We start from the raw sequence: 21,903 nt of genomic DNA, 5'->3' as shown, positions 1-21,903 counted from the left end.
GTATTTTTTTATTAATCGAGGCATGAAAGTATGGAAGTTTTTCGGCTATTTCATGGTAATGACACTGATACCTGCACCACCTCGGTCGGCATGCTCATCTTGCACTTGTTTAATCTGGGCATAACGTTTTAATTGTTCCCTGACTAAACTCCGTAAAATACCATCTCCTTTTCCATGTAAAACTCTTACTTCCGGAGCACCTAATAGGAGCACATCATTGATGTATTGATCCAATGCAACCCAAACTTCTTCACCTCTTTTGCCACGTAAATCCAATGTTAAGCTAAATTGTGCCATTCGGTCATTGATGTCAATGCCATTTAAAGGAGCGGTTTTAATTTTCTCCGATTTAGGGGCTTGTACTTTTTGTAAACGCTTTAATTTAATGGTAGAGCTAATAGAACCTAATGCTAGTAAAGCATCTTTGCCTTTGATTTCCAACACTTGACCAATGGTTGGTTCGCTGCCTCCATCTTGTATGGCTACCCAATCACCAACTGTTATTGGGCCACTGATGGATTTTAGGGTCGGATTGCTAATGGGTTTCGGCTTGACAGGGGCTTCAATAAGTGCTTTTTGAGCAAAAGTATCTAGCTTCTCTCGAAGTTGTTTCGTTTCTTCTTTTCCTGCCGCCTTTTCTTTAATCTCTCGAATGGTTTGCTCAATCCGTTGATTGGCTTCTTTGACCAATTGCTTGGCTTCGGCTTTGGCCTTATTAATGATGTTTTTTTGCTCATCTTGCAAATGATTTTTCAACTGCTCATACTGTTGCTTGATGGCGTCTACTTGTTCATTTTGAAGACTTAGGCTATTATTTTTACTTTGCCAAATCTGTTTTTCCGTTTCTGTTTCTAATAATAGTTTATCAAAATCAACCTGCTTTTTACCCAATTTTTTTTGGGCATTTTCAATGATTCCATGAGGGAGGCCAATTTTTTGAGCAATTTCAAAAGCAAATGAGCTTCCTGGCTTCCCCATATCTAAGATAAACATGGGTTCCAAATGCGCGGTGTCATAGCGCATGGCAGCATTGAACAATCCTTCCTTGCGATCGGCTAAACTTTTTAGATTACCAAAGTGCGTATTGATAGCACCATAACAACCTTTATCGGCCAATTTTTCCAGAATAGCTTCAGCAATGGCTCCTCCTAAAGAGGGTTCAGTACCTGTTCCAAATTCATCCACTAATACCAAGGTTTTAGCATTGGCATGTTGAAGAAAGTAGCGCATGTTACTCAAGTGAGAACTATAGGTACTTAATTCATTTTCTAAATTCTGCTCATCCCCCATGTCGAGAAAAATCTGTTGGAAGAAACCCATACTTGAACCTTCTTCAATAGGAATCAAACAACCCGATTGGTATAAATATTGCAAAAGTCCTACGGTACTCAGTGTTACTGACTTTCCTCCAGCATTAGGCCCAGAGACAACCATGAGTCGTTTCTTTTCGTCTAGATGAATCGACAAAGGCTTGATTTTTTTACCAATTTTTTCCAATGATTTTTCCAACAGAGGATGACGAGCATTTCGCCAGTCCAAACTAGGTTTATCTTGTAAATGGGGAAGAATAGCTTGATGCTCTTGAGCCCACACGGCTTTGGCTCGTATAAAATCAATTAAGCCTAACCATTGTAACCATTGAGCCAACATAGGAACCATGGGCCTAACTCGGTCCGACAAGCGAGAAAGAATCTGGATGATTTCTCTTTTCTCGGCGGATTCCAATGATTTGATTTCATTATTGGCCGTTAAAGCATCGGCAGGTTCTAAAAAGACAGTTTTGCCGGTATCGGATTCATCTTGGACAAAGCCTTTAATCTTACGCTTATGTTCAGCGGCCAAAGGAATCACCATACGACCATTACGCAAGGTCAAAGAAAAGTCCTTGGAAATCCATCCCTGTTGTTGTGCCTGATTCAATAGGCTATCTAATTTCTTTCGTAAGCCCTGCTCTTCCGTATTTTTTTTCCTACGAATCTCTCCTAAATCCGAGGATGCATTTTCTTTAATTTGTCCATTAGCATCAAATACTCTACCTAATTCTTGTAATACAGGTAATAATTGCATGTAATCCTGATCGGATTTTTCCGCAATTTTTTGAGAATATTGTCGAGTTAATTGATGTAACTCTGGATATGTTTCAGCATCCAATAAATGAAAAAAACGGATACACTGATAGAGAACTTCTAGTCCTCTTTGCCAGTCTCTCCATTGATCAGCAGAGAAGTAATTGCCTTCTAAAGTTAAAGGGGCTAGCCAAGGTCGTAAATCATAATAATCTACTTGAGGCCATTCTCCTCCACGCTCCGCCATCAATTGCTTCATTTCATGCACTTGATTGACCCATTGTTTAACGAGAGGGAATCGGTTAGAAAAACGCATTTTCTCCGCGAATTCTACTCCCATCTGACTGAGACATGCCGCTTTGATGTCTGCCTGAACATGGCTAAAGCCTATTTTGTCAGTTAATCCTTCTGGGTAATTCATGCGGTATAATAGGCTTTTATTTTGGCAAGGAGTACCTCATTGATTTTTCGGTAACTTTCGTTGGTCCATCCTGCAACGTGCGGACTGAATAAGGTAGCAGGAAAAGAACTGATTTTGTTAAACAAAGCTTTTTCTTCTTCTGACCAAGTATTGATTTTTTCATTAGGCAACACATCTAGGATCAATCCTTGAATTTGCCTCTTTTCTAATCCTAATAATAAGGCTGGTAATGGACTAATAGCGCCTCGAGAACTATTTATGAACACAATGGGCTTTTTAAATTGTGAAAGCCATTGGTCATTGACCATGCCCTTCGTCTCTTCGGTCAATGGAATATGTAATGAAACTATGTCTGCTTGATCAAAAATATCCTGCATTTCAGCACTGTACCGGCTAGCAGGCTGGTATTTGTCGTAGGCTAATATGGTAGATCCAAAACAGCTTAAGCGACTAGCTACTGATTGACCCATATGTCCATAACCAATGATACCGATTGTTTTTCCCGATATTTCCCAACCTCTATTTCCTTCTCTATCCCAAATACCTTGTCGTACTTCTCTATCGGATTTATGTAAATGATGTGCTAAACTCAATAATTGCCCAATGACATGTTCAGCAACGGCTTCTTTATTGCCTTCGTTTGCAGCAAAAACTTCGATATTTCTACTGCTGGCCTCTTGTAAATCAATTAAATCCAATCCTGCACCAGCTCTAGCTATAAATCGAAGAGCACTAGCTTGCTGAAGAAAATGGGCATCTATTTTAAGTTTACTTCTGACTACCAATCCTTCAAACACACCAATTTGTTGTAGGATTTCATCTTTTGTCCATGTGCTTCCATTCACGACTATAAAATCCAATGCTTCCAAGCCTTGGGCCATGGATTCATGTACTTCATCAATGATTAGGACTTGAGCGCGCATGTTATGCCTGCATTCTATTTTTTACTAAATCCATTGCCAAAAAGAGGGCATGCATAAAGGAACTTGGATCTGCCTCATTTTTCCCAGCAATATCATAAGCTGTTCCATGATCTGGAGATGTTCTAATGATGGGAAGCCCAGCAGTAAAATTCACACCAGTATCAAAAGCAATGTATTTGAATGGAATCAATCCTTGATCATGATACATACCTAAAACGCCATCAAATTCTTTGAATTGTGCTTTGCCAAAAAATCCATCAGCTGGATACGGACCAAACACTAGATTTCCTTTATTTCTAAATTCGTCGATGACAGGTTGAATGATTTCTAATTCCTCTTTTCCTAATAAGCCTGATTCACCCGCATGCGGGTTTAATCCTAAAACAGCTAATTTGGGTTTATCGATGGAGAAATCTTCTTTCAAACTCTTTAAAAACAAGCTTATTTTATCTTTAAGCAATTGAGCATTGAGGGCATTACTTACTTCTTGCAAGGGTAAATGTCCTGTAGCAACACCCATGCGGAGGTTCTCACTTACCATCATCATTAAAGATGACTTAGCATCAAAGCGTTCTGTTAAATATTCGGTATGTCCAGGAAAGGAAAATTCCTCGGATTGGATGTTGTGTTTATTGATTGGTGCAGTCACCAATGCCGATATCAAACCGCGATCTAAATCTTTGATGGCCATTTCTAAACAATCAAAAGCCGCTTTCCCTGCTTCTTGAGTTACTTTTCCGGGTTCCACAACGGTGTCTTTATCGTCCCATGCTTTCACTAAATAACTCTGACCTTCTTGAATCTGATTGAGATTGTCTACAATTTTGATGGACCAATCTTTCAGTTCTAATTTTTGACGGTAGAAATCCAAGACCTTTTTGGAACCATAGATTACAGGAGTACACCACTTTAAAATTCTTGGGCTACCCAATGCTTTTAAAATAATCTCTGGACCGATGCCATTGTAATCACCTAGGCTTATTCCTATCAAAGGTTTATTTGTGTTCATGCTTCAAAAATTCAGCCTGCAAGTTAAGAAATTTCGAGGGAAGAGGGCTTGATTTTTTTTGTGGACCAAATTTGAGAATATAATCTATGGTTAAATTGGTAACGAACCCTACAATTATTGTAAATTTTTAATATTCAGCAAATAAAACGGGGCAATAAATGCAAAAATGCCAATTATTTTAGCATTTTTGTTAGAATGCAATAATTGAAGATAATGCCAAAGTCATACGTAAGAAAAATATCAAGTCTCCTTATCGCCAATCGTGGTGAAATCGCTATTCGTATCATGCGTGCTGCCTCCGAGTTGGGGATTCGTACCGTCGCCGTTTATACCTTTGAAGATAGGTATTCTTTACACCGCTATAAAGCGGATGAAGCCTACCAAATAGGTAAAGACGATGAGCCATTAAAACCTTATTTAGATTATGAAGGTTTGATTGCTTTGTGTAAAAGCAAAAACATTGATGCCATTCACCCTGGATATGGTTTTTTATCAGAGAATGTCAATTTGGCTCGCAGATGTAGAGAAGAAGGTATAGTCTTTGTAGGCCCTTCTCCAGAAGCAATGAATGCTTTAGGAGATAAGGTAGCTGCAAAAATAGCAGCTCAGAAAGCCAATGTTCCCATGATTCAAGATTCAAAAGGGGATTTGTCTGTCTATTCCTTAGCCTTATCTGAAGCAAAACGTATAGGTTTTCCCGTTATGGTGAAAGCAGCTGCTGGTGGAGGTGGACGTGGTATGCGGGTAGTTCGTTTAGAAGAAGATTTAGAAAAAGCTTATAATGAGGCACGTAATGAAGCCAAGAATGCTTTTGGTGATGAAACAATCTTTATTGAGAAGTTCATTGATCAGCCTAAACATATTGAAGTACAGTTATTAGGTGACCAACATGGAAATTTGGTGCATTTATATGAACGAGATTGTTCCGTTCAGCGTCGATTCCAAAAAGTGGTAGAAATAGCTCCATCCTTTGGTCTTAAAGATGAAACAAAAAAGAAATTATACCAATATGCGTTATCCATAGGTAAAGCTGTAAACTACTACAATGCAGGAACCGTTGAGTTTTTAGTAGACCGAGATGAGAATATCTATTTCATTGAAGTTAACCCTCGAGTTCAGGTAGAACATACCATTACGGAAGAGGTTACGGGAATTGATATTGTACGTACCCAAATTTTAATTGCCCAAAATTATAAACTGTCTGATCCAGGTATCTATATCCTGTCGCAGGAAGATATTCCATTAAGAGGATTTGCTATCCAATGTCGAATTACAACGGAGGATCCAACCAATGGATTTAAGCCTGATTTTGGTACCATTATTGCCTACCGAAATGCAGCTGGTTTTGGCATTCGTTTGGATGAAGGATCATCTTATCCAGGGGTGAAAATTTCACCTTATTTTGATTCTATGTTGGTGAAGGTTTCTGCCAAAGGTCGTACCTTATTAGGTGCAGCCGAACGATTAAATCGTGCATTAACCGAGTTTCGTATTCGTGGGGTAAAAACCAATATTCCTTTCCTAAGAAATGTAATTTCCCATCCCATCTTTCAGAATGGTCAATGTACAGTACAATTCATTGATACCCATCCTGAATTATTTAAGTTTACCCCAACCAGAGACCGTTCTACTAAAGCTTTACGCTACTTAGGGGAAGTGATCGTCAATGGTAACCCTGATGTCAAGGTTAAACCTAGCAACAGTTTTAGACCTCCAATTATTCCTTATTCAGACCCTTTGTCTGATTTCCCTAAAGGCAACAAGCAATTGTTGATGGAATTAGGACCTGAGAAGTTTGCTAAGCATATTCGTGAAACAAAACAGGTTTTGTTTACTGATACAACTTTCAGAGATGGCCATCAGTCATTATTAGCAACGCGGGTAAGAACACAAGATATGTTGGCTGTAGCATCTGGTTTTGCCAAATCTTTCCCAGAATTGTTTTCTATGGAAGTTTGGGGAGGAGCGACGTTTGACGTAGCCATGCGATTCCTACAAGAATCTCCTTGGAAGCGTTTGCAAGAGTTCCGTCAGGCTATGCCGAATATGTTGCTTCAAATGTTGTTCCGCGGATCCAATGCCGTAGGATATTCAGCTTATCCAGATAATTTGATTGAGAAGTTTGTAGAGAAATCATCTGAAGCAGGTATTGATGTCTTCCGTATTTTTGACTCATTGAACTGGGTTGAGGCTATGAAAGTCTCTATTCGTGCTGTGCGTGAAAGAACGCCAGGTATCGCTGAAGCAGCCATTTGTTATACAGGAGATGTATTCTCTAATGAGAAGTATAATTTACAATATTACTTGGATTTGGCTCGTCAACTAGAAGATGAAGGAGCACACATGCTGGCCATTAAAGACATGGCAGGTTTATTGAGACCATTCCAAGCTGAGTTATTGGTTAAAGAATTGAAAAAGGCAGTGGATATTCCTATTCACTTGCATACACATGATACGGCATCGATTCAATCAGCAACATATTTAAAGGCGATTGAAGCAGGAGTTGACGTAGTAGATGGTGCATTGGCAGCCATGTCAGGTTTAACTTCTCAACCAAATTTAAATTCCTTGGTTGCGATGATGCAAGGTCAAGCAAATCAAGATTTGTTGGATTTGGAAGAAATGAATCAGTATTCCAACTATTGGGAGGCGGTGAGAACTTGGTACACACCATTTGAATCTGAATTGAAGGCCGGTACTGCAGAGGTATACGATAATGAAATTCCTGGAGGTCAATATACCAACCTTCGTGGTCAGGCGGTTGCTTTGGGAGTAGGAGATAAGTTTGAGTTATTGAAGGACAATTATTCAGAAGCGAATAAATTATTTGGTGATATTGTTAAGGTAACCCCTTCGTCTAAAGTAGTGGGAGATATGGCTATTTTTATGACGGCCAATTCTTTAACGGCAGAAGATGTGTATGCCAAAGGTGCAACGCTTTCTTTCCCAGAGTCGGTGAAGGATTTCTTCAAAGGAGGATTAGGTCAGCCATATCAAGGATTTCCAAAACAATTGCAAGAAATCATCTTGAAAGGAGAGATTCCGATGGATGGGAGACCTAATGATCATTTAGCTCCGATTGATTTCGATAAAGATTTTGCTGCTTTTCAAGCAAAATTCCCAGATAACGAAGGTGGATTCTATGACTACTTGTCGTACAAGATGTATCCAAAGGTGTACGAAGACTTCTACAAAAATCACCAAATTTTTGGTGATTTGACAGCTATGCCTACACCAGCATTCTTCTATGGCTTAAAGCAGGATGAAGAAATTATGATTACGATTGAGCCAGGAAAAACGATTATCGTTAAATTCTTGCATATGTCAGAACCAGATGAATCAGGTTTACGTAATGTAACTTTTGAATTGAATGGTCAGGCTCGTCGAATCAAGGTTTTAGATAAGAATATCAAAGTAGAACGCCCACAACATGTGAAGGCTTCTCAAAAAGGGGATATTGGTGCACCATTGCAAGGACGCTTAAGTCGTATTTTGGTAAAACCGGGAGAAGAAGTTAAGAAAAATGCTCCTTTGTATGTGATAGAAGCCATGAAGATGGAATCCATCGTTTCTGCTCCTTTCGAAGGAATCATTGGCAATGTAGTTTTACATGAAGGAACGGTAGTAGAACAAGAAGATTTAGTATTAACCTTGGAGGAGGCTAAGCTTCCTGAACCCAATGTAGAAGAATATCTATTTGTCTATGGTACACTTCGTCGAGATTGTGGAAATGACTTACATCGATTACTAGCGCGTAATTCTGACTACATTGGTATGGCAACTTACCAAGGACGCATGTATCAAGTGGCAGAATATCCTGGAATCATTGCATCGGAAGATTCAAAAGATCAAGTTGTAGGTGAATTGTATCTTTTATCCAATACCATTAAATTATTGAGTGTATTGGATGAATATGAAGAGTTTGATGCCGATAAGCCTGATAAAAGTTTATTTGTTAGAACTAAAGTACAGGTTCAATTGAATGGACAGGAAGTTGAGAGCTATGCTTATTTATACAATAGACCGACGCAAGCTGACACTCAAATTGTTTCTGGTGATTATTTAAAGAAATAGGATGAAAAACGTTTTCTTAGGCATATTACTTTGTTTTTTTGCAAGTAATTTGATGGCTCAGCAGGCCTTATTAAAGGCGCATGCTCACAATGATTATGAGCATACGAAGCCATTTTATGAAGCATTTAATCTAGGCTTCGGGTCTATTGAGGCAGATGTCTATTCCATCAAGGGTGAATTATTAGTAGCCCATGATGTGAAAGATGTCAAAGCTGATAGGACATTAAAGACTTTGTATATTGACCCTATTGTGAAGGTTTTGACCGAAAATAAACAAGGGAATTTTCATCAGTTTTTAATTGATTTTAAAACGAGTGCAGATTCTACTTTGCCCGTTTTGATAAAAGCTTTAGAGCCTCACAAAGACTTATTTATCAAAAGAGGATTGAGGATCGTCATTTCAGGAAATCGACCAGCGATTAAAAATTATGTATTGTATCCAACTTGGATCACATTTGATGGCCGGTCTACTGAAACATATCCTGCTGGATTAGGAAATCGAGTGGTTTTAGAGAGTGAATCCTTGTATAAATTTGGAGCATGGAGTGGACAAGGTCCCATCAGCCCTGAATTGAAAGAAAAATTAAAAGCTTATGTAGACCGAGTGCATGCTCAAGGAAGAAAATTGAGGTTATGGGCTACGCCAGATAGTTTACTAGGTTACCAAACTTTATATGATTTAGGGGTTGATTATATCGGAACAGATCATTTAAGTGAATTAGCTGATTTCTTGCGATTAGCCGTTAAGTAGATTAGACAAAACCTTACCTTTACCACATAAACCTACAACTATGATTAAGCGTCGGGAGTTTCTCCAGCAAAGTTCTTTATTGGCCATCATGGCTTCCTTTCCTGCATCAGTAGCAGATTCATCCTTTAAAATGGGGTATTCAGCCATTACTTGGGGAGGAAAAGATGAACAAGCTATTTTAGATATTGCCTCTTTAGGATTCAAGGGAATTCAATTAAGAGCGAATTCTTACACTAAATACAAAGACAATCCACAGGAATTAAAGGCATTGTTGGATGCCTCTAAACTTCAATTAGTCATGTTTTCCAGTGGAAATGTGGAGATTGATCCAGCTAAAGTTCCTGCTTCGATCGAGCAACATGTAAACCATGCAAAGTTTGTCAAAGCTTTAGGTGGAGATTCTATTCAGTTAACAAATAGTTTGAGAAAAAAGGGAGAAACACCTAGTCAAGAAGATTTGGTGAAATTGGCAGAAGTGATGAATGAAATTGGTAGAAAGACCAAAGAAGTGGGAGTACAAGCTACCTACCATAATCACATGAATCAGTTTGGTGAAACTCCAGAGGAAGTTGATATCTTGGTTAAGAGCATGAATCCTGCTTATCTACGTTTGTTACTTGATGTGGCACACTACCATCAAGGAGGAGGCAAGCCAGCAGATGCTGTTTTGAAGTACAAGAATATCATTCATGCATTTCATATCAAGGATGTGGAGAGTCCTATCAAAGGGCAAGAATCAAATCCATCTTCGTACAAGTTTGTCGAACTAGGACAAGGTAATGTAGATATGAAAGGTATTTTCAATAATATTAGAAAAATTAAATTCAAAGGATGGGCCATTGTGGAATTGGATGGAGTACCTGATAAAGCAAAAAGCCCTTTACAATGTGGAACAATCAGTCGAGATTTTTTACGTGATACAATAAATTACAAGTTTGTATAAGTGCATCAACTAGCATAAAATGGCTCGTCAAAAAGGTTCAGCAAGTATATTATTCATTTTTATTACACTAGTTATTGATGTATTGGGTATAGGTCTCATTGTACCGATCATGCCCACCTTGATTTCTAGTTTCACAGGGGGTGATTTGAGTTCTGCATCTCAGTATTCAGGTTGGATGATGGCATCTTATGCGATTATGCAATTCTTGTTTTCTCCAGTTTTAGGTGGTTTGTCAGATCAATTTGGTCGTAGACCAATTATATTAATTTCCTTGCTTGGGTTTAGTGTCAACTATTTAATTTCGGCCTTGGCTCCCAGTTTGATGTGGTTGTTTTTGGCTCGTATTTTTTCAGGAATTACAGGAGCAAGTTTTACTACTGCTCAAGCTTACATAGCTGATATTTCTAAACCCGAGGACCGTGCCAAGAATTTTGGTATGGTAGGAGCGGCATTTGGTATAGGTTTTATCATTGGCCCGGCGGTAGGAGGTTTTCTGGGAAGTTATGGAGTTACCGTGCCATTCTATGCATCTGCTATTTTGACTTTGCTAAATGCCATGTATGGTTATTTTGTTTTACCTGAGTCATTAGCTCAAGAAAACCGAAGGAAGTTTGATATCAAGCGAGCTAATCCGCTTGGGTCATTAAAAATATTTACTCGTTATCCATTGATCACTGGATTATTTGGAGGATATTTTTGTTTACAATTGGCTGGCCAGGCACATCCAAGTACTTGGTCATATTTTACCATGAAAGTATTTTCTTGGACACCAACCGAAGTGGGCTATTCTTTAGCATTCGTTGGAGCCATAGTCGCCATCGTACAAGGAGGATTGTCGCGTTTTATTATGCCAAAATTGGGAGATAAACGTGCTATTTTGTACGGATTGATGATGTATGGCTTAGGTTTTTTCTTATTTGCCTATGCTACTAAATCTTGGATGATGTATCTGTTTATGGTCCCTTTTGGGCTAGGAGGAATTGCAGGACCTGCATTACAAAGTATGATAACCCAACAAGTGGGACCCGATGCACAAGGGGAATTACAAGGTGGTTTAACGAGTTTGCAATCCATCACGACCATTTTAGGCCCTTTAGTCGCATCAAATATGTTTGCCTATTTTACTTCTTCTGCTGCACCCATTCAATTTCCAGGAGCTGCTTTTTTTATAGCGGGAATTCTTGTGTTTATTGGTTTGGCCATCGTTTTGTCTTCTATAACCTCTAGAAAGAGGATTTAATTGATAATAGGTGCATTCAAGGGATGAGTGATTTTTGTATCAAGCATTTATCCTATAATTTCGGGTTCAAATAAAAACCCTAATCATGAGAAAAATCGTTTATTTATGGGCAATTCTTGCCATGAGCATCAGTTCGTTTATTGTTTCTGCTCAAACTGTTGATGAAATTTTTGCTAAGCACCAAGAAGCTATGGGAGGTGCTGATAAGTGGAGTAAAGTTAAATCCGTAGTTCAAAGTACCAAGTTTACGGTCCAAGGAATGGAAATTCAGTCAAAATCATCAATTCTGGTTGGAAAGGCTTTTCGATCGGAAATTGAAGTGATGGGGAATAAAATGGTTCAGGTAATAGAAGGAGAAAATGGTTGGTGGATTCGTCCACAAATGATGGGTGGATCTGGTGAACCTGAAGATATGCCTAAAGAGATGATTAAAGTAAGTAAAAATCAAGAAGCTGTAGGTTCAGTATTATTGAATGCTAAATTGGAAGGAAATAAAATCGATTTAGTTAATAAAGAGAAGCTCGATGGCGCTGATGTTTATGTAGTTCAAATTACTAAGAAAGATGGGGATGTAGGGACGGCATATGTTTCGGCAAGTACCTATTTGGTCATGAAGTTTGCCGCTAAAGTGAATCTAGGTGGCCAAGTTGTAGATACCGAATTGAAATTTTCTAATTATAAGGCTATTGATGGTTTGTATTTTCCTTTTTCTATGGAAACAGCAAGTCCAATGGGCGGAGGAACCATGCAGGTAGATACGACGTCTATTGAAATTAATCCAGCTTTAGATGCGGCAATATTTGTTAAGCCAGTGAAAAAATAGATTTAGGTTTAAGATTTAATATGAAAGAGCCGAGGATTTAAATCCTCGGCTCTTTGTTTTTTTGAAATCGAAACCCCTTTGATCTATGTCCGAGGATTTAAATCCTCGGCACGCGCTCCATTAAGGCAAATACTGCTTAATGTGATTTCTAGCACTTAAAATGGCCTTTTCAATATCCTCATCAGAACCTTCATAAGCTTTGTCCTCCACTTCAATCACAATCGGTCCACGATATCTTACATCATTTAATGCTGAGATGAATTTGCCCCAATGAATATCCCCCAATCCTGGAATTTTAGGGGAATGATATTCCAGTGGATTCGCTAAAATCCCTACTCGGTTCAGTTTTTCAGGATATACTTTTACGTCTTTTAAATGCACGTGGTGTAGTTTATCCGCATAATGATAGATAGGGTAGGTGTAATCCATCATTTGGAATACCATATGCGAAGGATCATAATTTAACCCAAAGTTTTTAGATGGAATGATACTAAATAATTGATCCCAAATTTTAGGTGTAGTCATCAAATTTTTACCACCCGGCCACTCGTCGTCGGTAAAAAACATGGGACAATTTTCTATACCTATTTTGATATTCAATGAATCGGCCAAAGCAACTATCTCAGGCCACACCTCAGTGAATTTGCCGATATTATAAGCTACGTTTTTAGTATAATCTCGACCAACGAAGGTATTAACTGTTCCAATTCCTAATATGGCAGCTGCTTGGATAATTTTCTTAATATGTTCCCGATAGAATAATGCTTGTTCTTCATTAGGATCCATTGGATTAGGATAATACCCTAAAGCGGAAATCTTAACGGGATGTAGAGCTAATTGAGCTTTTAAAGCTAATAATTCATCTGATGATAGACTATCAACAGCAATATGACTAACACCCGCATATCGACGAGTATCGGCATTGCTGGAAGGCCAGCACATGATTTCCACACAGGCAAATTGTTGAGCATGAGCAAAATCCAAAACCTCCCATAATGTTTTATTCGGTAGAATGGCAGAAACAAATCCTAAGTCAAGCATGTATTAATTGTATTTTTTATCAAGTAAATAAAATGTCACAAAAGATAGTGAAGTAATCCAAAGGCCAACTGCCTCACGAGCTAATTCTTGATTCATGGTTTTCATACTTAATCCATCCGTAATGAAACCTTCCCAGGCTGTCATTTCTACCCAAGTTTGTAAGCCAGCAACTCCTGAAAGAATGAATAATATGATCATTAATTCAGAATTAACTTTTCCAGAAATGGCTCTAAATGCCGTGTATGTAGGAATTAAGTAAACAGGTACCCATAAGATTGGATCTGGGTCATTTAATTGCCAATAGGCAAATAAGATAAAAATAAGGGTAAATAAGCTTCCAGAAATAAGAAATGCTTTGTTCATTTTGCTTGGGTTTAGGTGTTATTCACATAGTTTGTGGACAGCCTCTTTGGCTCCCGGGTAATTCAATTTTCCTGCTTGCTGGAATGCTAAACAGGCTTTTTCACTCAATTTTTGCTGGTATAAACTTAAGCCTAAGGCATAATACCCTTTTCCAAATTCAGGATTAATTTCAACAGTTTTTTCAAAGTCCTTGGCCGCCTCTGTTAGGTTTTTCCCTTGATAATAAATATTGCCTCGGTTGTACAATGCATTAATATCATTGGGATTTTTACTCAAACAGGTAGTGAAATCAGAGATGGCTTGCTGAGGTTTAGCCAATGCAGCCCATACTATTCCCCTTTGTAAATAGGCAGAGGCAGAATCTGGGGCATTTTTTATGGCAACTTCTAATGGTGCCAATGCTTTTTCCCAAGCAGATTTCTCCATTCTAACGGCAGCTAAATTCAGCTGAGCTTGATATAAAGAAGGTTTTAATTCAGTGGCTTTGATATAATTGCTTTCAGCTTCTTCGTATTTCTTCTCTTGAAAGTCAATGACACCTAACATATTGTAGGCTTCAGCTGAACCGGGGTTTTTATCAATGGATTTTTTTAGAGCCTCTCGGGCAGAAACTAATTCACCTTTTTTAAGGCGTGTTTTTGCTTCTTCTAGCCAAGCATCTGAAGAAGAAGAACAAGAAGTCATTAGGGCCAAAAGTATACAGCCAATTAAGGGCCAGGATTTTAGGAAACGTATGTTGGTTGATAGCATGACCAAAGTTAATGCCTAGTGGGAAAATAACGGTATGTATTTTGAAAAAAGGGGCATTTTTTATTATATTTGCAACGGCAAATTACCAGCTCCCGCTGAATCCCCCAGGTCTTGATCGAAGCAAGGGTAAGTTGGTTGTAGCGGTGAATTTGCCATTTTTTTGTTTAAACCAATCCATCCCATGAAATTTTTTATTGATACAGCTAATTTAGATCATATTAAAGAAGCACAAGATCTAGGTATTTTAGATGGTGTTACTACCAATCCATCCTTGATGGCCAAAGAAGGCATCAGCGGTAAAGATCAGGTATTGAAGCATTATAAAGCCATTTGTGATATTGTTGATGGAGATGTTTCTGCGGAAGTAATTGCAACTGATTTTGCAGGAATGATTCGTGAGGGTGAGGAGTTGGCAGAATTAGATGAAAAAATTGTTGTTAAGATACCTATCATAAAAGACGGTATTAAGGCGCTAAAGTATTTTTCTGATCATGGTATTAAAACCAATTGTACATTGGTGTTTTCTGCAGGACAAGCATTATTAGCGGCTAAGGCTGGTGCAACTTACGTATCTCCATTCATCGGTCGTTTAGATGATATTTCTTATGATGGTATTCAATTGATTGAACAAATTCGATTGATTTATGATAACTATGAATTCGAAACAGAAATTTTAGCTGCTTCTGTTCGTCACCCAATGCACATCATCAATTGCGCTGAAGTAGGTGCAGATGTGATGACTGGTCCATTATCTGCAATTCTCGCTTTATTAAAACATCCATTGACTGATAGCGGTTTGGCTACTTTCTTGGCTGACCATGAAAAAGCAAAGAATAAATAAGCAAATCTATGGCCGTTCTATCCTTTGAAAATGTAACTATTTTGCAAGATGGTATTCCAACCTTGCAAAACATCAGTTTGGAGATGAATGAGGGAGATTTTGCCTATTTAATTGGCAAAACAGGCAGTGGTAAAAGTACACTTTTTCGCTCCATATATGCCGAACTTCCCATCGAATTAGGCGTAGCTAAAGTTGCAGGATATTCATTGAACGACATTAAGCGTAACGATGTACCATTCTTACGTCGTAAACTTGGATTTGTTTTTCAAGACTTTCAATTGCTAACAGATCGCAATGTTGAAAAGAATCTTTCTTTTGTGCTTGAAGCAACAGGCCACACAAATCCAGAGGAGATTCGATTTAGAATAGAACAAGTATTGGCGCAAGTGGGTATGAGCAATGCCATTCATAAGCGTGTTCATCGACTGTCTGGTGGAGAGCAACAACGAATTTGTATTGCAAGGGCTATTTTAAATAACCCTGTTCTTTTATTGGCAGATGAGCCTACAGGTCACCTAGATCCTGAAGTGTCATTGGAGATTATGCAATTGTTCAAACAATTAAATCAACAAGGCACAGCTATATTAATGGCAAGTCATGATTACAATACCATGCGCCAAATTCCAGGGAAATTCCTAAAATGTGAAGGCGGGAATATCTTTCCTGTAGATAGTATTTAGAGTGGAAAGAGCTGAAACATTGCTTCAGCTCTCAGCTTGTTCTACTTACCTGTCAGATACACCACCGGTATAATGCATTCTTCCAGTGAAATTCCTCCGTGCTGAAAAGTATTTCGGTAGTGATTCACGTAGTGATTGTAATTGTTTGGATAAGCAAACATATAATCTTCTTTACTGAACACATAGGTAGTGGATACATTGGGCTTGGGCAAAAACAATTGCTCTGGCTTCCGAGAAACCATCATTTTGTTGGTGTTATCCCAATTTAAATTTTTCCCCTGCTTATACCTTAAATTGGTATTTGTAGTTCTATCTCCCACAATTTTGATAGGATTCTGAACACGTATCATTCCGTGATCAGTTGTAATAATTACTCTACCTTTTTTATCTGCAATCCGTTTTAATAAATCAAAAAGAGGAGAGTGTAAGAACCAACTGGCGGTCAAACTCCTATAAGCAGATTCATCCGGTGCCAATTCCTTAATCATGGCCATGTCAGTTCTCGCATGGGATAGCATATCCACAAAATTATAGACAATCACATTCAGATCATTCGTCAATAATTTGCTGAAATTATCAACCAAATTTTTACCTTGATATTGATGTATAATTTTATGATAAGATGCCTTGGCATTGATTCTTAAACGCTTTAATTGTTCCTGCAAAAAGAACTCTTCATATTGATTAAAACCTTCCTCATCCTCAGAATCTCCTAAATCAAAAATCCATTTATCAGGATAGTTTTTTTGAATTTCCAATGGCATCATCCCAGCAAAAATCGCATTTCTTGCATAGGCAGTTGTAGTAGGTAAGATCGAATAATAAGTCTCCTCTTGTTCCAATTGGAAATATTCTTGAATAAAACCTTCTAATATTTTCCATTGATCAAAACGTAAATTATCAACTAGAATAAAGAATAGGGGGCTTTTCTCTTTCAGTTTAGGAAAAACATATTTTCGCATCATCAAGTGTGAAAGTATGGGAGTTTCAGTGTCTGGTTTTTGAAGCCAGTTTTCATACGAATTCTCAATGAATTTGCTAAAATGGACATTGGCTTCAGACTTTTGACTACTTAAGACCTCTGCCATCGACTTGTTCTCTGTTTTGTCAATTTCAAGCTCCCAATACAATAGCTTTTTATAAATATCGGCCCATTCCTTGGCACTTAATTGATCCTGATATTGCAGGGATAATGCTCTGAATTCTTGCTGATAACTAATATTAGTTTTTTCTTCTTCCAATCTCTTTTTGTCAAAAATACGTTTAACAGAAAGTAGTAATTGGTTGGGATTGAGTGGTTTAATTAGGTAGTCGGCAATTTTCGAACCAATGGCATCTTCCATAAGTTCTTCTTCCTCTGATTTGGTAATCATGATAACTGGAAGATTAGGTCTAATTTGTTTGATGGAAATTAAGACTTCTAAGCCTGACATACCTGGCATATTTTCATCTAAGAAAAGCACATCAAATTTTTGTTTTTCCACTAATTCCAAGGCATCCGCTCCAGAATTGACGGTTGTTACCTGATAGCCCTTGTTTTCAAGAAAAAGTATATAGGGTGTTAATAAGTCGATTTCGTCGTCAGCCCAAAGTATCGAATACGTCATAATTGTTATTTTATTCTTCTTCCTTAACCAATCTCTGAATGAAATATTGCCCAATCAAAAATTTAATTTTTGTTAAATGGACAATCTAGGTTTTGGTCACCTAAAATTAGCTAATTTTGTTTGGTAATCATTTTTTTCCATGTCTAATACGGGAGCTCCTGTACGTTTTACTGAAAGTGCTAAAGCAAATTTGTTGCCATTGGTTCATGATGGTAAAATGCCTGAGCCATTCATTCGGGTAGGAATGAAAGGAGGAACCTGTGGAGGTACCTATGTTTTGGGTTTTGATTCCAAAACGGAATTTGATGAAGAATACCTGATAGATGAAATACCTTTATTAATTGATCGTCGACAATTGCTTTTTGTCCTTGGTACCGAAATTGACTTTGAGGCCCGTGCCAATGGCTTTTATTTACATAAACCCTCTGCTCTATGAAGTTTGCTGCTATTGATATTGGATCCAATGCTGCCCGACTACAAATTTCCAGTGTATTGGAGAATAACGGAGCCATTAGCTTCAAACGGATTGAATATGTTCGTTTTGCCTTACGTTTAGGGCATGACGTATTCATTGATGGAGTTATTTCTCCTGATTCAGAGGTAAGAATATTTAAGCTGTTGCATGCCTATAAATTACTTATGGATTTGCACGAAGTTAAAGATTATTCCATCTGCGCAACTTCTGCTATGAGGGAAGCCTCCAATGCCCCAGATATCATTACCCGAATTCATAAAATTTTGGATATGAAGATCAATGTAATTGATGGAAGTAGGGAAGCTGAGCTAATCAATGATGTGGTGGTACAATCTTTACATCCCAAGAAAAATTACCTACACATAGATGTGGGCGGAGGTTCGACGGAATTAAATATATACCATAACCGCCAGAAATTAGCCTCTAAATCCTTTAAAATTGGTTCAGTCAGGTTGTTGGAAGGAAAAGAGAAAGAAGGGGATTGGGAAAAGATGCAAAAGTGGATTATTCATCAAAAGATGGAAATTCCAGGGCAAATGATTGCTGTAGGTACAGGAGGTAATATTAGTAAATTGTATAATATTTCTGAAAAAGTCAATGAATCTAAAACGATGCAATTCAGTGAATTACAGCGTATTTCTGATTATGTAGCATCATTTACTTATGAGGAGCGCGTTCATAAATTGCGCTTAAATACTGACCGGGCCGACGTGATTGTTCCAGCAGCTTCAATCTATTTAGCTGCCATGAAAGCAGCAGAATGTGAAGAGATTTTTGTGCCTGATTTAGGTCTAAAAGATGGAATCATCCAACTGTTGTACGACCGTCACATGCAACGAAAAAAATGAGGGATTTTGTGGAAGTGTTTAGTTATTAGGGATTAGTTATGGCAGCTACATTCTTAATTCTACATTCTACATTCTTCATTCTACATTCTTCATTCTTCATTCTACATTCTACATTCTTCATTCTTCATTCTTCATTCTTCATTCTTCATTCTTCATTCTACATTCTTCATTCTTCATTCTACATTCTTCATTCTTCATTCTTCATTCTTCATTCTACATTCTTCTTTATTCCTCTAAAAACTAATCACTAATAACTATTTAGATATTTTATACAATAATCCCATCGATAATATCTGGGAAAATTGCCAATTGGGATCTTGGTCATAATCTCGGAATAGAACAGCCTGAACGTTTGTGCTCAAGTATTTATTCACTTTCATGGTTAAATTGGCATCAAATCGATGAACAATACCATTGGAGACCCCAAATCGGAAATAATCGATTAAAGCAGAATACCGCGCTTTAAGATTCACGTTTTCAAAAACATCTTTATCTACGTTGGCTAGAAATTGGAATACAAATTGGTTACGAATATTATCGCCTGGTTTTTGTAAACCATATAATCCAGCCCTAGAAATTCGCTCATCTAGCACAAAAGTTTGACGTAAACTACCAATACCAAAGCGGGTATAAAATGCCTTTTGAGGATGGTACTCAAATCCCATAGAAGTAGTTAAATAGGCTGGGGCAAAAATGGATGATGTAATCGAGTCAACTGGAACTCCCGCACTATTCTTCTTATTATATTCAAATCCCTGGAAAAATTGAGTTTGAAAGTTGGTTGATCCATAGTAATCCCATTTTGGACTAATCCGATAACCTGCTTTAAATTCGTAAAAGATTCGGTCTACGTTTTTACGTAAACTCTGTGTTCTATTTTGTAAGAATCCGACCTGCATTTGTAAATCACTGGCTAAACGCCATGAATTATTTTGCACATTGGCCGAGTGGTTTAAATACCATCCTGTAGCAAATGTATTCGTTCCCCCACCTTTCCAGTTATCGCTAAAGCTTGATTGATTTAGGTTAATACCCGTAGTAAATTCCTGCTTCCATTTTCTCACAACGCTGTCAGGCTTCATCGAGCCCATAGACTGAAAAGCAACAAAAAGGCCAGCGAAAATTAGGAGTAAATGGAACTTCATAAGACAAATGTACAAAAATGATTGTTCTACCTTGTGAGCTCTAACGGATTTCCTACCCAAATTTGTACATTTCCTTGAAAAAAATCTTTTGGTTTTAATTGAATTAGCCCATCCAATGTATTAAATGCATCCGTATTGGCCGTCATTGGTTCAATTGCAACGCAATTTTCATTGGCAGGAGCAAAGACTACCAAAAATGGGAATAATTTACTGGACTGCTGTACAAATAAGGCTCTATTTTGCTTGGTATCGACTAATTCGGTCAAATGAGTATCTACTGAATTCAGTCGAAAAACATGATCTATTTGTTCGGTTCTAAAGGATAAACCATTTTTCATTTCTAACGCTTCCTCCTTCATGGGAATCATTTGGGAATCAGATAAAAACCTACTTTTTCCTTGAAAGTAGATGTAGTAATCAGCTAATTCGGTTCCAGGAATTTGGAAATAAGGATGCCAGCCACAGGCAAATGGCATGTCACTATCACCTGTATTGATACATTTCATGGAAACATCCAATGCCCCTTGCGTTAAAGTGAATTCCCACTCAAATTGAAAATGAAAGGGGTAAGCATCAAAATCACCCACATAGTTATAAAACAAGACGACTTTGGCATATTCCTTCGTAGTTTCCTGTTTTCCTAATTCAAATTTTCGCCTAGCTAAAAAACCATGAATCGCATTGCCCAAGGCCTTTTCATTGATTGGTAATTGATAGTTTTTTCCCAAGAAAGAATAATTGCCATTTCTTACTCGGTTTACCCAAGGGCAAAGTAAAGCACTTGGATACAAATCATTTTCCTTCATAGAATATTGATTTGCCTGAGGAATAGCGATGATGTTTTCCACTTTTTCATGTAAGTTCAGATGCAAGCTTTTTAATGCTCCTCCCAAGTCTTGTAAAATTTCAGCAGATTCTCCTGTGTCAGGATTATGAAGCTGAACCACTTGGCCATCAGGTGAATCGAAAATATTTATTTCCATAGCGTTTTTTCTTCTATTCCCATACCATACAACGCAAAATCATATTGTATAGGATCCATTGAATCATATAATTTTAATACTCGAGTTAATTCTAATGCTTTCTTCCAATTAGTAGGACCAGCAGATACTAAGCCCAATTTTTCTGCTGTTCGTTGAGAATGAACATCCAATGGGCAAATTAATTGGTGAGGAGATATTTTTGACCAAATTCCAAAATCAACTCCCGCTGTATCTTTTCTAACCATCCACCTTAAAAACATACAAAGTCGTTTGCATGCAGAGTTTTTCAAAGGAGCAGAAACGTGTTTTTGGGTTCTCTTTGGGGCCCATTCTACTTCAAAAAAATAACGATAAAAGCCATTCAAAGATGCTTCAATCGTTGAGTTGTCAGGCTTAAATTCTCCTAGAGTAAAGGCTGCTTCTAAGCTGGAATATTGCTGGAAATGTCTTTGGAAAAAGGAAATGAAATATAAAGTATCCGTGTAGTTAAACGTTCGATGTTTGAATTTTTCAAATCGCTGAAGATCATTTTCTTGATGATGAAGTACAAAGTCATAAGGAGCACCATCCATCAAATCAATCAATTCATGACCTTTCTGTAAAATAGTTTTTCGTTGACCCCAAGCTAACATCGAAATCCAAAAGCCCATAATTTCTATGTCCTGCTGCTTGCTAAATAAATGCGGGATAGAAATAGGATCATGTTCAATGAATCGAGGATGATTGAAAAATGCCACTTTCTTATTCAGTAGCTCAGCCAGTTCCTGCTGCATCTTCCTATTTTTTTGAACCAAAGAAAGCTATGATTTTAGATGGTAAAGAGAAAATCCAAACCAAACAAGTGACTAACACGGAAAATACGGCAATGAAAGGGTAGGATAAGATAAAAAATATCTCAAATACAACATTTCCTGCGGTAA

General features: G+C 37.7%; 19 protein-coding genes. 9 read left to right on the top strand and 10 right to left on the bottom strand.

Features of this window, described 5'->3' with window-relative positions:
- Window positions 1-45: 45 nt before the first annotated feature.
- Genes EWU22_RS10450 through pdxA form a run of 3 tightly spaced genes read right to left on the bottom strand, consistent with a single transcriptional unit; the run spans window position 46 to window position 4,419 of the window.
- Window positions 46-2,487, bottom strand: coding sequence for an endonuclease MutS2 (locus EWU22_RS10450; protein WP_130925478.1), 2,442 nt, complete (start codon window positions 2,485-2,487; stop codon window positions 46-48).
- Window positions 2,484-3,410, bottom strand: coding sequence for an NAD(P)-dependent oxidoreductase (locus EWU22_RS10445; protein ID WP_130925477.1), 927 nt, complete (start codon window positions 3,408-3,410; stop codon window positions 2,484-2,486). The genes EWU22_RS10450 and EWU22_RS10445 overlap by 4 nt, the downstream gene beginning before the upstream one ends.
- Before the next feature lies 1 nt (window position 3,411).
- Window positions 3,412-4,419, bottom strand: a complete 1,008-nt coding sequence (gene pdxA / locus EWU22_RS10440; RefSeq protein ID WP_130925476.1) for a 4-hydroxythreonine-4-phosphate dehydrogenase PdxA — start codon at window positions 4,417-4,419, stop codon at window positions 3,412-3,414.
- Between the two features lie 213 nt (window positions 4,420-4,632).
- On the opposite strand from pdxA, the gene EWU22_RS10435 reads away from it, so the two are divergent.
- From EWU22_RS10435 to EWU22_RS10415, 5 genes are all read left to right on the top strand, one after another.
- Window positions 4,633-8,493, top strand: a complete 3,861-nt coding sequence (locus EWU22_RS10435; protein WP_130925475.1) for a pyruvate carboxylase — start codon at window positions 4,633-4,635, stop codon at window positions 8,491-8,493.
- 1 nt (window position 8,494) lies between these two features.
- Window positions 8,495-9,244, top strand: a complete 750-nt coding sequence (locus EWU22_RS10430; RefSeq protein ID WP_130925474.1) for a PI-PLC domain-containing protein — start codon at window positions 8,495-8,497, stop codon at window positions 9,242-9,244.
- A 40-nt stretch (window positions 9,245-9,284) separates the two neighbouring features.
- Window positions 9,285-10,187, top strand: coding sequence for a sugar phosphate isomerase/epimerase family protein (locus EWU22_RS10425; protein WP_130925473.1), 903 nt, complete (start codon window positions 9,285-9,287; stop codon window positions 10,185-10,187).
- 19 nt (window positions 10,188-10,206) lie between these two features.
- Complete coding sequence (locus EWU22_RS10420) at window positions 10,207-11,427, top strand: TCR/Tet family MFS transporter (RefSeq protein ID WP_130925472.1); 1,221 nt, start codon at window positions 10,207-10,209, stop codon at window positions 11,425-11,427.
- An 85-nt stretch (window positions 11,428-11,512) separates the two neighbouring features.
- On the top strand, window positions 11,513-12,250 hold the full coding sequence (locus EWU22_RS10415; protein WP_130925471.1) for a LolA-like protein: 738 nt from the start codon (window positions 11,513-11,515) through the stop codon (window positions 12,248-12,250).
- Window positions 12,251-12,370: 120 nt separating this feature from the next.
- Here the strand turns inward: EWU22_RS10415 and EWU22_RS10410 are convergent, their stop codons facing one another.
- Genes EWU22_RS10410 through EWU22_RS10400 form a run of 3 tightly spaced genes read right to left on the bottom strand, consistent with a single transcriptional unit; the run spans window position 12,371 to window position 14,338 of the window.
- A complete protein-coding gene (locus tag EWU22_RS10410) occupies window positions 12,371-13,291 on the bottom strand; it encodes a sugar phosphate isomerase/epimerase family protein (RefSeq protein ID WP_130925470.1) in 921 nt (306 codons plus the stop codon).
- Between the two features lie 3 nt (window positions 13,292-13,294).
- Window positions 13,295-13,654: a transmembrane 220 family protein gene (locus EWU22_RS10405; RefSeq protein ID WP_109323262.1), complete on the bottom strand. Its 360-nt coding sequence runs from the start codon at window positions 13,652-13,654 to the stop codon at window positions 13,295-13,297.
- 18 nt (window positions 13,655-13,672) lie between these two features.
- Window positions 13,673-14,338 carry a tetratricopeptide repeat protein gene (locus tag EWU22_RS10400; protein ID WP_161566830.1) on the bottom strand — a complete coding sequence of 222 codons (666 nt, stop codon included), beginning with the start codon at window positions 14,336-14,338 and terminating at the stop codon, window positions 13,673-13,675.
- A 247-nt stretch (window positions 14,339-14,585) separates the two neighbouring features.
- On the opposite strand from EWU22_RS10400, the gene fsa reads away from it, so the two are divergent.
- The gene (fsa, locus tag EWU22_RS10395) at window positions 14,586-15,245 is read left to right on the top strand and encodes a fructose-6-phosphate aldolase (RefSeq protein ID WP_109323260.1); all 660 of its coding nucleotides are present in this window, start codon (window positions 14,586-14,588) and stop codon (window positions 15,243-15,245) included.
- A gap of 8 nt (window positions 15,246-15,253) precedes the next feature.
- The gene (locus EWU22_RS10390) at window positions 15,254-15,925 is read left to right on the top strand and encodes a cell division ATP-binding protein FtsE (RefSeq protein WP_109323259.1); all 672 of its coding nucleotides are present in this window, start codon (window positions 15,254-15,256) and stop codon (window positions 15,923-15,925) included.
- 41 nt (window positions 15,926-15,966) lie between these two features.
- On the opposite strand, the gene porX is transcribed toward EWU22_RS10390, so the two are convergent.
- Entirely contained in the window at window positions 15,967-17,532 is a 1,566-nt protein-coding gene (gene porX, locus EWU22_RS10385; RefSeq protein ID WP_130925469.1) for a T9SS response regulator signal transducer PorX, read from the bottom strand.
- Between the two features lie 139 nt (window positions 17,533-17,671).
- Between porX and EWU22_RS10380 the strand changes: the two genes are divergently transcribed.
- Window positions 17,672-17,968: an iron-sulfur cluster biosynthesis family protein gene (locus tag EWU22_RS10380; RefSeq protein ID WP_130925468.1), complete on the top strand. Its 297-nt coding sequence runs from the start codon at window positions 17,672-17,674 to the stop codon at window positions 17,966-17,968.
- Window positions 17,965-18,855 carry a Ppx/GppA phosphatase family protein gene (locus tag EWU22_RS10375; protein WP_130925467.1) on the top strand — a complete coding sequence of 297 codons (891 nt, stop codon included), beginning with the start codon at window positions 17,965-17,967 and terminating at the stop codon, window positions 18,853-18,855. The genes EWU22_RS10380 and EWU22_RS10375 overlap by 4 nt, the downstream gene beginning before the upstream one ends.
- Before the next feature lie 254 nt (window positions 18,856-19,109).
- Here EWU22_RS10375 and EWU22_RS10370 read toward each other — a convergent pair whose 3' ends face one another.
- From EWU22_RS10370 to EWU22_RS10360, 3 genes are all read right to left on the bottom strand, one after another.
- Window positions 19,110-19,937, bottom strand: a complete 828-nt coding sequence (locus tag EWU22_RS10370; protein WP_161566829.1) for a DUF3078 domain-containing protein — start codon at window positions 19,935-19,937, stop codon at window positions 19,110-19,112.
- Between the two features lie 89 nt (window positions 19,938-20,026).
- The gene (locus tag EWU22_RS10365) at window positions 20,027-20,983 is read right to left on the bottom strand and encodes an aldose 1-epimerase (protein WP_130925466.1); all 957 of its coding nucleotides are present in this window, start codon (window positions 20,981-20,983) and stop codon (window positions 20,027-20,029) included.
- A complete protein-coding gene (locus EWU22_RS10360; protein ID WP_130925465.1) occupies window positions 20,974-21,756 on the bottom strand; it encodes a TIGR02757 family protein in 783 nt (260 codons plus the stop codon). The genes EWU22_RS10365 and EWU22_RS10360 overlap by 10 nt, the downstream gene beginning before the upstream one ends.
- Window positions 21,757-21,903: the final 147 nt, after the last annotated feature.

Origin of the sequence: Aquirufa nivalisilvae (assembly GCF_004307455.1) — a bacterium.
Lineage (GTDB): Bacteria > Bacteroidota > Bacteroidia > Cytophagales > Spirosomataceae > Aquirufa > Aquirufa nivalisilvae.
Note: the sequence above shows the minus strand (reverse complement) of the source record. Positions and strands in the feature narration are given on the sequence as shown.

Bases quoted from the DNA above. Each gene is read 5' to 3' on its own strand.
- EWU22_RS10410 (WP_130925470.1), bottom strand. From the start codon at position 13,291: ATGCTTGACTTAGGATTTGTTTCTGCCATTCTACCGAATAAAACATTA.
- EWU22_RS10380 (WP_130925468.1), top strand. From the start codon at position 17,672: ATGTCTAATACGGGAGCTCCTGTACGTTTTACTGAAAGTGCTAAAGCA.
- EWU22_RS10420 (WP_130925472.1), top strand. From the start codon at position 10,207: ATGGCTCGTCAAAAAGGTTCAGCAAGTATATTATTCATTTTTATTACA.
- EWU22_RS10375 (WP_130925467.1), top strand. From the start codon at position 17,965: ATGAAGTTTGCTGCTATTGATATTGGATCCAATGCTGCCCGACTACAA.
- EWU22_RS10435 (WP_130925475.1), top strand. From the start codon at position 4,633: ATGCCAAAGTCATACGTAAGAAAAATATCAAGTCTCCTTATCGCCAAT.
- porX (WP_130925469.1), bottom strand. From the start codon at position 17,532: ATGACGTATTCGATACTTTGGGCTGACGACGAAATCGACTTATTAACA.
- EWU22_RS10425 (WP_130925473.1), top strand. From the start codon at position 9,285: ATGATTAAGCGTCGGGAGTTTCTCCAGCAAAGTTCTTTATTGGCCATC.
- fsa (WP_109323260.1), top strand. From the start codon at position 14,586: ATGAAATTTTTTATTGATACAGCTAATTTAGATCATATTAAAGAAGCA.
- EWU22_RS10390 (WP_109323259.1), top strand. From the start codon at position 15,254: ATGGCCGTTCTATCCTTTGAAAATGTAACTATTTTGCAAGATGGTATT.
- EWU22_RS10405 (WP_109323262.1), bottom strand. From the start codon at position 13,654: ATGAACAAAGCATTTCTTATTTCTGGAAGCTTATTTACCCTTATTTTT.
- EWU22_RS10360 (WP_130925465.1), bottom strand. From the start codon at position 21,756: ATGCAGCAGGAACTGGCTGAGCTACTGAATAAGAAAGTGGCATTTTTC.
- pdxA (WP_130925476.1), bottom strand. From the start codon at position 4,419: ATGAACACAAATAAACCTTTGATAGGAATAAGCCTAGGTGATTACAAT.
- EWU22_RS10450 (WP_130925478.1), bottom strand. From the start codon at position 2,487: ATGAATTACCCAGAAGGATTAACTGACAAAATAGGCTTTAGCCATGTT.
- EWU22_RS10365 (WP_130925466.1), bottom strand. From the start codon at position 20,983: ATGGAAATAAATATTTTCGATTCACCTGATGGCCAAGTGGTTCAGCTT.
- EWU22_RS10430 (WP_130925474.1), top strand. From the start codon at position 8,495: ATGAAAAACGTTTTCTTAGGCATATTACTTTGTTTTTTTGCAAGTAAT.
- EWU22_RS10370 (WP_161566829.1), bottom strand. From the start codon at position 19,937: ATGAAGCCTGACAGCGTTGTGAGAAAATGGAAGCAGGAATTTACTACG.
- EWU22_RS10400 (WP_161566830.1), bottom strand. From the start codon at position 14,338: ATGACTTCTTGTTCTTCTTCTTCAGATGCTTGGCTAGAAGAAGCAAAA.
- EWU22_RS10415 (WP_130925471.1), top strand. From the start codon at position 11,513: ATGAGAAAAATCGTTTATTTATGGGCAATTCTTGCCATGAGCATCAGT.
- EWU22_RS10445 (WP_130925477.1), bottom strand. From the start codon at position 3,410: ATGCGCGCTCAAGTCCTAATCATTGATGAAGTACATGAATCCATGGCC.